Origin of the sequence: Psychrobacter sp. MF31, from assembly GCF_012847335.1 — a bacterium.
GTDB lineage: Bacteria > Pseudomonadota > Gammaproteobacteria > Pseudomonadales > Moraxellaceae > Psychrobacter.
Window position 1 is genome coordinate 113,178 of record NZ_JABBDX010000005.1, and the last position, 14,021, is coordinate 127,198.

Annotated in this window: 12 protein-coding genes; 7 read left to right on the forward strand and 5 right to left on the reverse strand. The window is 44.7% G+C overall.

The features are described 5' to 3' along the window. Positions 1–2 precede the first annotated feature (2 nt). Positions 3–884, reverse strand: a complete 882-nt coding sequence (locus HF322_RS08120) for an IS982 family transposase (RefSeq protein WP_169392908.1) — start codon at positions 882–884, stop codon at positions 3–5. Positions 885–1,432: 548 nt separating this feature from the next. On the opposite strand from HF322_RS08120, the gene lipA reads away from it, so the two are divergent. The 6 genes from lipA (at position 1,433) to HF322_RS08150 (ending at position 7,735) form a co-directional block, all read left to right on the forward strand. After that, complete coding sequence (lipA, locus tag HF322_RS08125) at positions 1,433–2,479, forward strand: lipoyl synthase (protein WP_169392909.1); 1,047 nt, start codon at positions 1,433–1,435, stop codon at positions 2,477–2,479. Positions 2,480–2,670: 191 nt separating this feature from the next. Continuing rightward, positions 2,671–3,597, forward strand: a complete 927-nt coding sequence (locus HF322_RS08130) for an alpha/beta fold hydrolase (protein ID WP_169392910.1) — start codon at positions 2,671–2,673, stop codon at positions 3,595–3,597. A 310-nt stretch (positions 3,598–3,907) separates the two neighbouring features. After that, positions 3,908–4,729, forward strand: coding sequence for a 2,3,4,5-tetrahydropyridine-2,6-dicarboxylate N-succinyltransferase (dapD, locus tag HF322_RS08135; protein ID WP_169392911.1), 822 nt, complete (start codon positions 3,908–3,910; stop codon positions 4,727–4,729). Positions 4,730–4,856: 127 nt separating this feature from the next. Beyond that, complete coding sequence (locus HF322_RS08140) at positions 4,857–5,594, forward strand: radical SAM protein (RefSeq protein ID WP_169392912.1); 738 nt, start codon at positions 4,857–4,859, stop codon at positions 5,592–5,594. A gap of 67 nt (positions 5,595–5,661) precedes the next feature. After that, positions 5,662–6,702 (forward strand): multidrug resistance efflux transporter family protein, encoded by a 1,041-nt coding sequence (locus HF322_RS08145; protein ID WP_169392913.1) that lies wholly within the window; start codon positions 5,662–5,664, stop codon positions 6,700–6,702. Positions 6,703–7,018: 316 nt separating this feature from the next. After that, positions 7,019–7,735: a trimeric intracellular cation channel family protein gene (locus tag HF322_RS08150; protein WP_223193239.1), complete on the forward strand. Its 717-nt coding sequence runs from the start codon at positions 7,019–7,021 to the stop codon at positions 7,733–7,735. A 64-nt stretch (positions 7,736–7,799) separates the two neighbouring features. Here HF322_RS08150 and recJ read toward each other — a convergent pair whose 3' ends face one another. Then, entirely contained in the window at positions 7,800–9,644 is a 1,845-nt protein-coding gene (gene recJ / locus HF322_RS08155; RefSeq protein ID WP_169392914.1) for a single-stranded-DNA-specific exonuclease RecJ, read from the reverse strand. 215 nt (positions 9,645–9,859) lie between these two features. Between recJ and HF322_RS08160 the strand changes: the two genes are divergently transcribed. Continuing rightward, the gene (locus HF322_RS08160) at positions 9,860–10,378 is read left to right on the forward strand and encodes a hypothetical protein (RefSeq protein ID WP_169392915.1); all 519 of its coding nucleotides are present in this window, start codon (positions 9,860–9,862) and stop codon (positions 10,376–10,378) included. An 88-nt stretch (positions 10,379–10,466) separates the two neighbouring features. Here the strand turns inward: HF322_RS08160 and HF322_RS08165 are convergent, their stop codons facing one another. The 3 genes from HF322_RS08165 to uvrB form a co-directional block, all read right to left on the reverse strand. Further along, the gene (locus HF322_RS08165; protein ID WP_169392916.1) at positions 10,467–10,841 is read right to left on the reverse strand and encodes a hypothetical protein; all 375 of its coding nucleotides are present in this window, start codon (positions 10,839–10,841) and stop codon (positions 10,467–10,469) included. Positions 10,842–11,037: 196 nt separating this feature from the next. Next, positions 11,038–11,628: a hypothetical protein gene (locus HF322_RS08170; RefSeq protein WP_169392917.1), complete on the reverse strand. Its 591-nt coding sequence runs from the start codon at positions 11,626–11,628 to the stop codon at positions 11,038–11,040. A gap of 166 nt (positions 11,629–11,794) precedes the next feature. After that, complete coding sequence (uvrB, locus tag HF322_RS08175; protein WP_169392918.1) at positions 11,795–13,909, reverse strand: excinuclease ABC subunit UvrB; 2,115 nt, start codon at positions 13,907–13,909, stop codon at positions 11,795–11,797. Positions 13,910–14,021 lie beyond the last annotated feature (112 nt).

A 14,021-nucleotide genomic window follows, 5' to 3' on the forward strand; every position in this document is an offset into this window, starting at 1 on the left:
TCTCAACTTGAAATAAGCAAATCAAACTGAAGAGGCGGATTACCAAGTTTTTTGTTGAGTACAAAGCACAGATTGTGTGAAAGAATCTTACGAATCAATCGATGAGACAAATGCCATAAATCTCTTGCTCGCACTCTTTGTATATTAAATCGTTCTGATAGCTGACCAATGACTGTTTCAACGATACGGCGGGCTTTCATTAGCCGTCTTACCACAGGTTTGGGTCTATCCTCTTTCATGTTGGCTCTGAGTGGCGTTTGTAAATCTACTCCTTGAGCGTCGTAGTACGATGTCAGACTAGGGCTGATATACCCTTTATCAGCGCCGAGCAAACCATGGATATGGTCAGTAATATCAGGCGCAACCGCTCTTTCATCAACATTGGCAGGAGCAAAGGTAAAGCCTTTAATCATGCCCGATAAGTTAACAAGCAAATGTCCCTCAAAGCCATAGTATCTCTCTTGCTTAGCCGCACAGTAGCTAAAAGCCGCTAAGTCTTGATAGTTTTTATGCCGATAAGCGCGTCCATAATGACAGACGGGTATCGGAAAACCATCCATAAAATGGATGTTGTCACGGCCTTCAATTTGACTGACGTTATCTTGTATCCGCTGTTTGACTTGCCACAGATTCGCGCAATGCTTTGCGAAGTTAGGGTATGAGCCGATGGCTGGAAACCAGTCTTGCCAATGCTGGGTAAAGTATTGCCAAATTTGTTTGTCTTGATCAAGGTGTAAAAATTCACCGACCATCTCCATGCAAATAACCTCAGGATCACTTAGCTTTGGCGCGTAACCTGCACTTCGCAAGGGTTTGGTGACGACTATTTTGTAATATTGCTCTACCATTAAATAGATATTGATGATAAATTCGTCTATGGGCATCTCACAACTCCATTGTATTCTTGGTCGAAAACAATAGATTAGTGAGGTGCTCTTCTTTTTTCAATCACTTTCGAAGTTGAGAGTGGGGTAAACTTATAACTAAAAATAACCTAAAGCAGTGAATATTTTTAACTAAAAAGAGAATAAACGTCTCAATAATAAACTTTAAAAAATATTTGTTACCTAAGATTTAATTTAGTGATGAAGGCAGATCAGCATTAGGATTTTAAGCAGATTTCTGTTACATTAGAGATCAATTAGCAGGACTGCTGCTTCACTTTACTTGTCTATTTAAGCTTGCTTGCAATCACGGACGCTTGCGGTGCGCTTAATTCGTTATTCAATTTCATCATTGGTTATTGCAATTTTAGTAAGTGATTGATTTATCGATTATTAATATCGCCAATTGCGCGAATTTTTATTTCCCATTAATAATTGCCAGATGAAAAATCGTCCGAATATTGCTATACTCCAAGCCAATACCTGCTTTATTTTCAAAGTTTCTTATGATTAAAACCCTTGGGATTATAAGGGTTTAGGATACGTCTATGAATTCTTCAGCCGTTCAAACGCACGTCCCGGCATCAAAACCACAACCTAAAAAAGCCATCCAAGGCGAAAAGCTACGTGGTTATGATAAAGTTGCCAAGATTCCAATTAAGATTATCCCAACCGTTGAGGCGAAAAAAAAGCCGGATTGGATTCGGGTGAAAATGTCCTCGCCTGCTGAGGTCACGCGAATCAAAGAAACGCTTCGCGAGCAGCGCCTTTATACCGTTTGTGAAGAAGCCGCTTGCCCAAACTTGCCGCAGTGCTTTGGTGATGGTACGGCAACTTTTATGATTATGGGCGATATTTGTACCCGCCGCTGCCCGTTTTGTGACGTCGCTCACGGTCGCCCAAACAACCTTGATCCTGACGAGCCGCGCCATACTGCTGAGACCATTTTAGGGCTTGGGCTAAAATATGCAGTGATTACCTCTGTTGATCGCGACGATTTAAAAGACGGCGGCGCGGCGCACTTTGTTGAGGTGATTAACGAGTCAAAAGCTTTAAGTCCGAACTGCTTAATTGAAATCTTGGTTCCGGATTTTCGCGGTCGCATGGACATCGCGCTTGATTTATTGACCGAAACGCCGCCCGATGTGTTTAACCACAATATCGAAACCGTACCGCGCCTTTATAAAGCGTTCCGCCCCGGCTCGGATTATCAGCACTCGCTTGATTTATTAAAAATCTATAAAGCGCGTCGACCTGATATCGCCACCAAATGCGGCTTTATGGTGGGTTTGGGCGAAACCGAAGAAGAAGTTTACGCCCTGCTTGATGACTTAAAAGCGCATGATGTTGACATGATTACCATCGGTCAATATTTACAGCCAAGCAAAAACCATGCCCCTGTTGAGCGCTATGTTCACCCCGACGAGTTTCAGCGCTATATGGACTACGGCAAAAAAATTGGCTTTTTTAGCATTTGGGCAGGTCCTATGGTGCGCTCAAGCTACTTTGCTGATCGCCAATATTACGGCGAGGATTGCCCAGCGCCAATCCGTAGCAAAAAAGCCTTGGAAGCAGAAGGTAAATTAGGCTGTTGATCCCAAATCCGTCATTAAATATTAAAAGAGGTCACCTTGACCTCTTTTTTGTTTTGGGCGCTTTTTGGTAGGCTAAGGAAATTATTACTGACAGCGCTTTTGTGAACCCTTTATAATGGTGGGTATTTTTGTTTTAACTGCAGTCAATCATAAGTTTTGCTTTTAATAATAATCATAATAGGATCAATGACGTGACGACTACTAGCCCCATTACCTCATCGGATCAAGCGCATCAGCTTTATCATACCTTTTTTGACCCAAAAACGCCGGTCAAAGCAACTTTGCTCATCGTTCATGGGATGGCAGAGCACAGCGGTCGTTATGAGCAATTTGCGCAGTTTTTGGCGGACCATGGCATTGCTGTAGCAACTTACGATCAGCTTGGTCACGGCAGAACCATCAAATCACGCGAAGAATTGGGGTTTTTTGCCGTTCAGCATCCGGTGCAAACGCTGCTCAAAGACGTCATCATCATGGCGGATAAATTAAAATCGCGCCATCCTAATGTGCCGCATTTTATTTTTGGGCAATCGATGGGATCGTTTATCGTTCGAACGGTGATGAAGCACCATGCTCAGGATTTTGCAGGCGCAATTTTGATGGGCAGTGCTGACCGCAATGTATTTTCTAAACTGATGCTTCCTATCAACAGTTTACTGGCAAAAGCGGCGCCTAAAAAGCCCAATCCCCTGTTTGCCGATATGATGAATGAGATGTTCAATAGCAAACTGAGCCGCAAAATCTCCCATTCTAAATTTGCATGGCTGAGCGAAAACACGCGAAATATCAAAAATTATGAAGCCGATCCGTTGGCTGGATTTGCCTTTACTAATAATGGCTTTTTAACGCTGTTTGCGCTGATGCAAACTGGGCTGAATAAAAATTGGGCAGCAACGATCGACAAAAATTTCCCTATGCTGTTTGTCAGCGGTGATAATGATCCGGTCGGTAATATGGGTCGCGGCATCAAAAAAGTGGTCAAGCGCTTACAAAAGCAAGGCTTCACTCAAGTTGATCAGCGGCTTTATCCCAATATGCGCCACGAGCCGCTCCATGAGCAGCATTTTGACGTGGTTTATCACGATATTTTAAACTGGATTAATAAAATCGCCCGTTAAAAGCGCTTGCCAGCATTTGCTAATTGCGTATAAATTGGCGACAATACCTAAGCTTTTTATTGCGCTTATTAGGGCGTGTCCTCAATTCAAACAAAGGCTGTCTAAATAGGCTAAAAATGGCTAAATTTTGCCAAACCGCGTCAAATAGCTTGCTAATATCCCGATATTATCGGCGCTATTTTCCTTGTTTGGCGGCAATTTATCTCATTTTTATCGCTATTTTTAAAATGAGGACAAGCCCTAGCCTCATCGTCACTTTTTTTCAAACCACATCAGCAGTGATGCTGATGTTTAATATTTAGGATGAATCATGTCATTGCAACAAATTATCGAAGACGCGTTTGAAAACCGTAACGACTACAGCCCAAGCACCATGCCACAAGACATTCGTGATGCTATTGAGCAGGTGCTTGAGATGCTTGATAACGGCAGCTTGCGCGTTGCTGAAAAAAAAGATGGCGACTGGGTCGTTAACCAGTGGGCAAAAAAAGCGGTACTGCTCTCATTTCGCTTAAATGACAACTACGTCATGCCCGCAGGCGATCACGTTCAATTTTATGATAAAGTTCCCACCAAATTTGCGGATTGGACAGAGCAGCAGTTTAAAGAAGCAGGCGTTCGCGTGGTGCCGCCAGCGATTGCGCGTAAAGGCTCCTACATTGCCGCAGGCGCGGTGCTCATGCCCTCTTACGTCAACATTGGCGCGTTTGTTGACCAAGGCGCAATGGTGGATACTTGGGCAACAGTAGGGTCTTGCGCTCAAATCGGTAAAAATGTGCATTTGTCAGGGGGCGTCGGTATCGGCGGCGTTTTAGAGCCATTACAAGCCAACCCAACCATCATTGAGGACAACTGCTTTATCGGCGCGCGCTCTGAGATCGTTGAAGGCGTGATCGTTGAGGAAGGTTCGGTCATCTCCATGGGCGTTTATATCGGTCAATCCACACGCATTTATGATCGTGAAACAGGCGAGATCCATCGTGGTCGCGTTCCTGCCGGATCGGTGGTCGTTCCTGGAAGCTTGCCGTCAAAAGATGGCAGTCACAGCTTATATGCCGCCATTATCGTTAAAAAAGTAGACGCGCAAACCCGTGCTAAAACTGCGGTTAATGAGTTACTGCGTTTAGATTAATGCTAAAGATTTTTGCTATGATCCCTTTATAACACGATCCTTTTATAAAAAGATGCTGAGCAATTTGGCATCTTTTTTCCTTTATTTTATGCTAAACATTTTTATTTAATAAATAGTTTGACTGATTATGACTGAGCCATTGCTGCGATCGCCCAACATCCCAACCACTGACCCTGAAGCGGGATTAAAAATTACCGAGATTTTTTACTCACTTCAAGGGGAGGCGCTCACCTCGGGGCTACCGACGATTTTTGTGCGCTTAACCGGTTGCCCATTGCGCTGCGTTTATTGCGATACTGAGTATGCCTTTAGCGGCGGCACGCGCCAGTCGCTTGATACGATTATGACCACGATCAAAAGCTTTCCTTGTAAGCGCATTTGCTTAACTGGTGGTGAGCCACTTGCCCAGCCCAATGCCATTGCTTTAATGAACCGCTTATTGATGGATGATTTTGAGATTTCGCTTGAAACGGCAGGGGCATTATCGGTTGCTGATGTTCCGCCTGCGGTCAGCAAAGTTATGGATATTAAAACACCAAGCTCCGGCGAGTCGGATAAAAACCTGTGGTCAAATTTAGATTATTTAACCCAAAACGATCAGCTTAAATTTGTCATTATGAACCGCGCAGATTATGACTGGTCGCGCGCCAAGCTTATTGAGCATGGCTTGGATAAGCTCGTTGGAACGGTTTGGTTTTCCCCGATGTTTAATGTGGCTGAGGACATTGATACTCAAGATTTAACCTCGCCTGAAGTGCCGATTTTGGCGCGCCAGCTTGCTGAATGGATTTTGGAGGATGCCCTTCCTGTCCGCTTTCAGCTTCAACTGCATAAAATCATTTGGGCGGACGCCAAAGGTAAGTAAGTGACGTCAACGTAAAATTGAGCTCAATAACGCCCGCTACTTTCGACAAAAACAGCAAGGTTGCAACATGGTCAAATTAATCTTATTAGGACTCTTAGCAGGGGCGCTGTTTAGCTCAACCTTTATTTTAAATGAATTGATGAGCGGTGCCGGTGGTCATTGGTTTTGGTCAGCAAGTTTGCGCTATGTGTTTATGTGGCTGCTGCTTACCTTGATCATCAGCGTTCAGCATGGCTTTGGTCGCATCAAAGCGCTTGCAACTATTTTTCGTGACCACTGGGCGTTTTGGTGTATTTCAGGAACGATTGGCTTTGGGCTATTTTATACTGGCATTTGCTACGCAGGCGACCACGCCGCAGGTTGGGTGGTTGCGGCAACGTTCATGTTTACGGTGGTGACCAGCCTTTTGGTCTTGGTCGCTTTTGGTCAGCGCTTTGCTAAAAAATTTATTGCTTACGCTCTGATCGTTTTTGTTGGCGTGGCGATGGTAAATATTAGTGAAGGGCTTCGCGCGACCACCGCAATAGATGCTGCCGCTCCTATGAGTCAAATGCTGATATTTGGCGCATTGCCTGCCCTGATTGCTGCGTTTTGCTACCCGATTGGCAACCAATTGGTTTGGCAAGTGTCTTATAATTCACGCAATTCACGCAGTTCTCGCAATCTGACCTCAGACAATGCCAACGCTGAGCCTTCACAACCAAAATCAATGCTTGAGCGCTTGATTGCTAAAGTTCCCGCGATTGACACCGACCTACTACAAAATGCCTTTAACAAAGTCTGGCTGATGACCTTAGGAAGTATGCCATTTTGGCTCATTCTTGGCATTATCGTGCGCCCTGACGCGCCAAGCGGCTCGCAGATGTTTAACACGTTATTGGTGGCGCTGCTGGCAGGCGTTGGCGCAACCAGCATTTTTTTCTTTGCTCGTGAGCGCGCCGTCACCTCAAGCGAGGTGGCAGGCGTTGATTCGACCCAAGCCAGCGAGGTGATTTTTGCGCTGATAGGCGGGATTATTTTACTCAACAATGCCCTGCCCTCAGCGATGGGACTTGTGGGCGTTGGCTTGATTATTATTGGCTTAATTTTATTTGCAAAAAATGGTTAATCACGATCAAATGGGCTTTTGTCCCCATTTTGCAGAAAAAAAGCTTTGCAAATGCCAAAATATTGATTAAGCTTGCAGCAAGCTTAAGGGTGCCCTCCGCCCATAAGTCTCATGACAATAACCGCAACGTCCTTATCAGGGCGGCGTTACGATAGCCCCCACCCTTTAAATCGCATCTTATTCTTTAAAGCAGGTTACTCGTTAGCTTTGCCAAGGGTTTTTCCTATAAATTGCATTGGCAAGCTTTGCTTTTGTCAACGCTTTTGCTTGTGCCTTGGGCGTGATGGGGCAATCTTTTTAATGGTTTATATTTTTGATGAGCACAGATTTTTCCATGATTCCCATTCAGTTTTCCCCGCAACTGCCCGCGGCGCTTACGCCTGATTTTATGATGCGCTTTGAGCCGACCTCATTTATGTTTTGGCTTGAAATGTTCGGAATTTTTGCCTGTAGCGTTTCAGGAACGGTGCTTGCCAAGCACCATAAATTTGACATGTTTGGCTGTATTTTGGTGGCAATGATCACCGCCATCAGTGGTCCTACCGCTCGTGATATCATTCTTGACCGCTATCCGCTGTTTTGGATGGTCAATATGAACTATTTGGTGATTATTACGGTCACCTCCATCGGCTTTCAAATGTTTTGTAACCCAAAAGCGCGTCACGTTGAGCCGCTGCTCAAATTATTTGACGGCTTGGCGCTTGGGATTTTTACCTTGATTGGTATCCAAGTGGCGCAAGAGATGGGCGCAAATATTCCGATTTGTATCTTGATGGGCGTACTAAACATCCTATTTGGCGGCGTGATCCGCGATATGCTTTGTAATGAAATTCCGCTCGTTTTGCGGCAAGAGATTTACATTACCGCAGCCATCGTTGGCGGGATTGTTTACTTTGTGATGCAAGGTCTTGGGATCACCAGTTGGATCACTGAAGCTGCCACCATGCTGATTATCTTTGTCATTCGTATGCTTGCCGTTCACTACGATTGGCGCTTTCCAGATATCAGCTTGGTCAAACAACCTATGGCTTAAAATCATTTTTTAAACCAATAAAAAAGAGGAAAATTAACTTCCTCTTTTTTGATGGGTGCTTTTTTTAACGGCAATTGACTATCGCCAAATCACGAACCATCAATTGTAAGCTTTGATTGCCGCGCCACTCGTTAATGTCTAGCTCAAAAAGCACATGAACGCTTTGCGCGCGATAATCCCAAGTTTCAGGGTCAAAATTAAAATAAATCGCCTCAATCGGATATTGAACGTTTGCATAGCGCAAATTGAGCTTTAAATGTTTGTCTTTTAACACCTTAAAATTAAGCACTTCAAAGACGCCATCAAAGATCGGTTTGGCAAAGCCATGACCCCAAATGCTGGCGTTATTGATAAAATCAGCAAACGATAAGCTAAAATCTTGTGGCATCAGCTCGCCATCGGTTAAGGTTTGCGGTGTAAAAACAGCGGAATCAACCTCATTCATCGCGTCATTAAAGGCTTTGGCAAACGCGTCGAAATTTTTGCGTTGAATGGTCAATCCTGCTGCCATCGCATGACCGCCGAAATGGCTAATCAATTCTGGATGGCTTTCAGCAACGTTTTCAATCGCATCGCGGATATGAATGCCATCGATTGAGCGCGCCGAGCCTTTAATCAAATCGTCCGCATCCGTTTTGGTCACGTCGGCGGGTGCAAAAACGATACTGGGCAAATAATAGCGCTCTTTTAGCCGCCCCGCCACAATACCAATGACGCCTTGATGCCAATTGGGCTGATATAAAATTAAGCTGCGATTGTTCTTATTTTGCGTTTTATCGTTCTTGCTGCTTTTAGCGCAGTTACTTTTTGAGTCATTACTTTCAAAACTTGAGTCTTGGCTATCTTGGCTGTTTTGGCTATCTTTATCATCTTGACGATCAAGCGTTTCCACAATCAGCGCGGCTTCCTCGCGCATTTTGCCTTCGATTTGCCTGCGCGTTCGGTTTAAGCTGTCAAGCTCAAATGCCAATTTCTGAGCGGTTTGCCAATCATCAGCAAGCAAGCATTCAATGCCAACTCGCATGTGCTCAATGCGACCAGCGGCGTTAATCCGAGGTCCTAAAATAAAGCCAAAATCTTGCGCTTGCAGCTTTTCAGGAGCGCGACTGGCTTGCTCAAGAAGCGCTAAAATTCCAAGACAGCAGCGCTTTTGCCGGATCGCATTTAGCCCATGATGCACCAAAATTCGGTTATTTTTATCCAAAACCCCAACGTCAGCGACCGTTCCAAGCGCCACCAAATCCAAATGCTTACTGACTTGAGCACTTGATTTTTGGGCATCGCGGCGAAGCTTTGCCAAGCGCCCAAGCACATAAAACGCCACCCCAACACCAACCAAAGCTTTACTTTTAAACGGGCAGCCCAATTGGTTGGGATTGACCACCGCTTCGGCATCCGGTGTGGGCTTGGTGGTTAAATGGTGATCGGTAATGACGACTTTGATGCCAGCGTTATGAGCGCGAGCCACGCCTGCGGCGCTTGAAATGCCATTATCCACCGTCACGATCAGCTCGGGATGGTGCAGTTCAACTGCCAAATCGACAATTTCAGGGGTCAGCCCATAACCGTATTTAAAGCGATCAGGAACGATAAAATCAACCACCGCGCCCATTTGCCGCAAAACGCGAATCATGAGCGCGGTACTGGTTGCACCGTCACAATCAAAATCGCCGACGATCAGAATTTTTTGCTGATCGTCAATCGCAGCATCTAAAAGCTGAACCGCATCATCAATACCAAGCAAATCCTCAGCAGAAAGCAGCGCGGCAAGCGACGTTTCTAAATCGTCAGTATTCTCAATACCACGGCTGGCATACAATCGCGCAAGGGTCAAAGAGTGCTGAGCAAAAGGCTGCAAAGCGGCGGGCAGCGCCTCAATCGCGCTGAATCGGGGAGTTAAAGTTAGCATGGGGCTATTTTACTGGGAATTGCTGCTCTGCTCAACGACTCTTTAGCCTTTGATTGGCTTAATTTTTTTAGAAAAAAGGGCTATTTTTACAAATCCTGACTTTAGCCCTCTGCGGATTTATGGTTTGATACAAAGCGATGCTGAACTGCGCCATAAGATTTTATAAAATAAGTAATACTTATGACCATAACCCAAAAACAAATAAGGATAATAATATGCAAACGACCCCTGCTGTCGAAAAGCTTCCTAAAACGATCGACCCCAATTTAAATTTGGAGAACGTTAAAAAAGAATGCCAAGAGCTGGTTAAAAAACGCGCCAAAGTTTCGGCAGGCGTTGCGATCGTTCCGGTGCCCTTTTTTGATGTGGCAATCGATGCGGGAATGCTGACCACCTTGCTTCCTGAAATCAGCGAGCGCTTTGGGCTGATCGAAGGTCATGAGTCTGCCATTGATTTGGAATCGCGTGACATCCATTGGAGCGCGCTTAAAGACCGTGCTGTTGACTTTGCAGGACTCATGGCAACTCGCGGTATCGTTAAAAAGACCATCCAAGGCTTTGGCGGTCGCATTGTTGCCAAGCAAGTCACCAAATTCATTCCGCTAGGTGGTCAAATGGTTGCTGCAACCATGGGCTATATGATTTTTAGAAAAATCGCTTTTGATCACATTGACCAGTGCTACAACTTGGCAAAAGAGATTCAAGAAAAACAGCATGCCAAAACGGTTGCTTAAGTTTGACTTTCGCTAAGCCATAAAAAAGCCAGTGTTGATACTGGCTTTTTTATTAATAACTGTCTTTAAAAAATGACTGCTTTAAAAATTAACGGTTATCAGAGGTTAACACTTCAGGCTCAACAGTTGAGGCGAGTGACAAGACGCGATTGCGAAAATATTCTGATTTACCATCGATCACTTTATCAACTTCTTTAATCAACTCTTTGATCGAATCATCATAAATACCGTGGTTCAGCTCGGTTTCAAAGGCGGTAAACGGATGCTTTCTGGTCGCTGAGCGCACATCAGTGATGCCATCTTTGGTATAAAACAGATCAACGCGACCATCGCTATTAAGCACGCAATTTAATAGACCGCCCTCCACCATCAGCTCGACCCGTTCCGGCATAAAAATATAGTCAGCAACATCAACGAGCTCTTTTTCAACGCCGCGCAGTAATAATGATTTTAAATCAAACATGTGGTTCTCCTAATTTTTTATTTTAAATGTTCAAATAGCCGTATTATTTTTAAGTTGTACCCTTCAATATTTTGCTATTTTAGCAGTTATTATTTATCCCTTTTGACATACTACAAAAGCTTTCGGCACTTTTTAAGTGTGAAAGTGTAAGACTACGTTTAAGAACGTTTAAAAACGCGCTCAAAATAAGTAAACATTACCTGTCTACCCGCTCAAGGCGACCGTTTTTCCATTGCATCCGAAAGTGAGTTTCAGGAGCGATCAACTCCCCATCTTCAAAAGCTTCCGGATAAACGCGAAAATTGGGAATCGCACGATATTCAATTCCTTGCTTTGATAAGTCATACTCAATATATTCCTCGCTAAAAGGCGCGTAAAGCAGCACCTCAAAGCTCGTTTTCACCCGCTTATTTTTATCCAAAATAAAATAATAAATCGTGCTGTTGCTATGAACATTGCCGCCAAGCGCGCCTGCCGATTCAAGCTCAACTGCCAAATCAAGATTCCCATCATTGTTAAAATCTTGGGCAATCAAAGGATGAATAGCAATTTGGTAATCGGGCGTGGCGCTTTTTGAACTTGGTTTTTCATCAAAGCAAGAAAACTCTAATGCGCTGGTAGCTTTGACCGTGGTAGCTTTGGGATTGGGAGTTGGAAAACCACAATATTCCAAAACCAAATTATTGATAATGGTTTTGGGAATTTTTGGCGGATTTATTGGCGCTGAAGCAGCTATCGCTAGTCCCGAACTTGCAAAAAATACAGCGGCGATAAGTAACGTTTTCATTTGCGCCTCCAGTTGCCACTCCTGATACATCTAGCCTATCACAGCCTTAAATGCGGATCGTTATTCAAGCTCAAGTGTTGCTTATCATTCCTGTTAACTTTAACTAAAAAAAACGGTCTGACTTGTCATCAAACCGTTTTTATTAAAGCTTTTGTAAAATCTAAAGCTACTGAACAATATAAGCTTTAAGCTCAAGGACTTTATCACGAGTTTTAGCGGCTTCCTCAAATTTTAAATCGCGAGAGAGCTGCTGCATTTGTTTTTCTAAGCGCTTGATTTCTTTGGCTAATAAATCAGGACTTCGTAAAATACTCACATCAACATCCGGCAAATTGCTGCTAATGGCAATGCTTTGGTTGTCGTTGGTGTCCAAATCCTCGCCCGTATCGATCTTATCAGTGATGCTTCGGCGAGCGCCCCTTGGGGTAATGTTGTGCTCAAGGTTAAAGGCAATTTGCTTTTCGCGGCGGCGCTCGGTTTCCTCAATCGCTTTTTCCATGCTTGGAGTGATGCGATCCGCGTACAAAATAGCTTTACCGTTTAAGTGCCTTGCGGCTCGACCAATAGTCTGAATCAGTGATCGCTCTGAGCGTAAAAAGCCTTCTTTATCGGCGTCAAAAATAGCGACTAAAGACACCTCAGGCATGTCCAAACCTTCCCGAAGTAGGTTAATCCCAACAAGAACGTCATGGACGCCCGTTCGCAATTCATGAATGATTTGCATGCGCTCAACAGTGTCAATATCCGAGTGCAAATACGCCACTTTGACATCGTATTCTTTTAAATAAATGGTCAAATCCTCTGCCATTCGCTTGGTCAAGGTCGTGATCAACACGCGCTCATCGACTTCGCGGCGTTTGATGATTTCGGACAACACATCATCGACTTGAGTTAAAACGGGTCGGATTTCGATCTCAGGGTCGACAAGTCCGGTTGGACGAACGACCTGTTCAACGATTTGCTCGCTATGTTCAAGTTCATATTGCGCAGGGGTTGCCGTCACAAATATGGTGGCAGGCTTGATGCGCTCCCACTCTTCAAACTTCATTGGACGGTTGTCCATCGCGCTTGGCAGGCGAAAACCGTAATTGACCAAGTTTTCTTTGCGTGATTTATCGCCTTTATACATCGCACCGATTTGCGATACGGTCACATGCGACTCATCGATAAACAGCAGCGCATCGGACGGAATATAATCAAACAGCGTTGGCGGTGCTTCCCCCGAGGGTCGCCCTGATAGATGCTGCGAGTAGTTTTCAATACCGTTGCAGTAGCCTAACTGCTGAATCATTTCCAAGTCGTATTGGGTGCGCTCTTTGATGCGCTGAGCTTCAATCAGTTTGTTATTGTCGCGAAAATAATTGAGCCGATCTTCAAGCTCAGCTCGGATAGTTTTGCTCGCCGCTTCAAGCTTGTTTCGCGGGGTGACGTAATGCGATTTGGGATAAATGGTGATTCGCGGCACACTGCGAACGGTTTTGCCAGTTAACGGGTCAAACCACGTAATTTTTTCGACTTCATCATCAAACAGTTGCACCCGAACGGCAAGCTGCTCAGATTCGGCCGGATAAATATCAAGGGTTTCTCCGCGCAAACGATACGTTCCGCGACCAAAATCAAGCTCATTTCGGGTATATTGCAGCTCAACCAAACGCTTAATCATCGCCGTTCTGTCAACCCGATCACCAACGACAATATGAAGCAGCATCGTCAAATAGCTTTCCGGATCGCCCAAACCATAAATCGACGACACCGACGCGACAATAATCGCATCACGGCGCTCAAGCAATGCCCGCGTTGCTGACAGTCGCATCTGATCAATGTGATCGTTAATCGCGCTGTCTTTTTCGATAAAAGTATCGCTTGCCGCAACGTAAGCTTCGGGCTGATAATAGTCATAGTAACTGACAAAATACTCGACCGCATTGTTGGGAAAAAATGCCTTAAATTCACCATAAAGCTGAGCCGCTAGCGTTTTGTTATGCGCCATAATGATGGTCGGTCGTTGACACTCGGCAATCACTTTAGCCATCGTGTAAGTTTTCCCCGACCCTGTCACGCCAAGAAGTAGCTGCTCATCCATTCCTGCATTGACGCCCGCGACCAGCTTTTTAATGGCTTGCGGCTGATCCCCTGCCGGCTCAAAGTCGGTCACCATCTCAAAGGCTCGGCTTGAAATTTGCGTTCCTGACGCGTTGATACCAGATATTTCTGCCTCACCTTGAAGCTGGGTGGCAAGCTGGTTCAACTGTCGTGATGACCGTGGTTCTGGCATTCTCATAAGCAGCTCTATTCAAAATTATTGAATTAACAATATGGGGCTAATCCCTCGTTTTTAAAGGCGATTTATGCTTCGTTTTCACTATAAAACCTCATAAAAAAGCTACAATTCT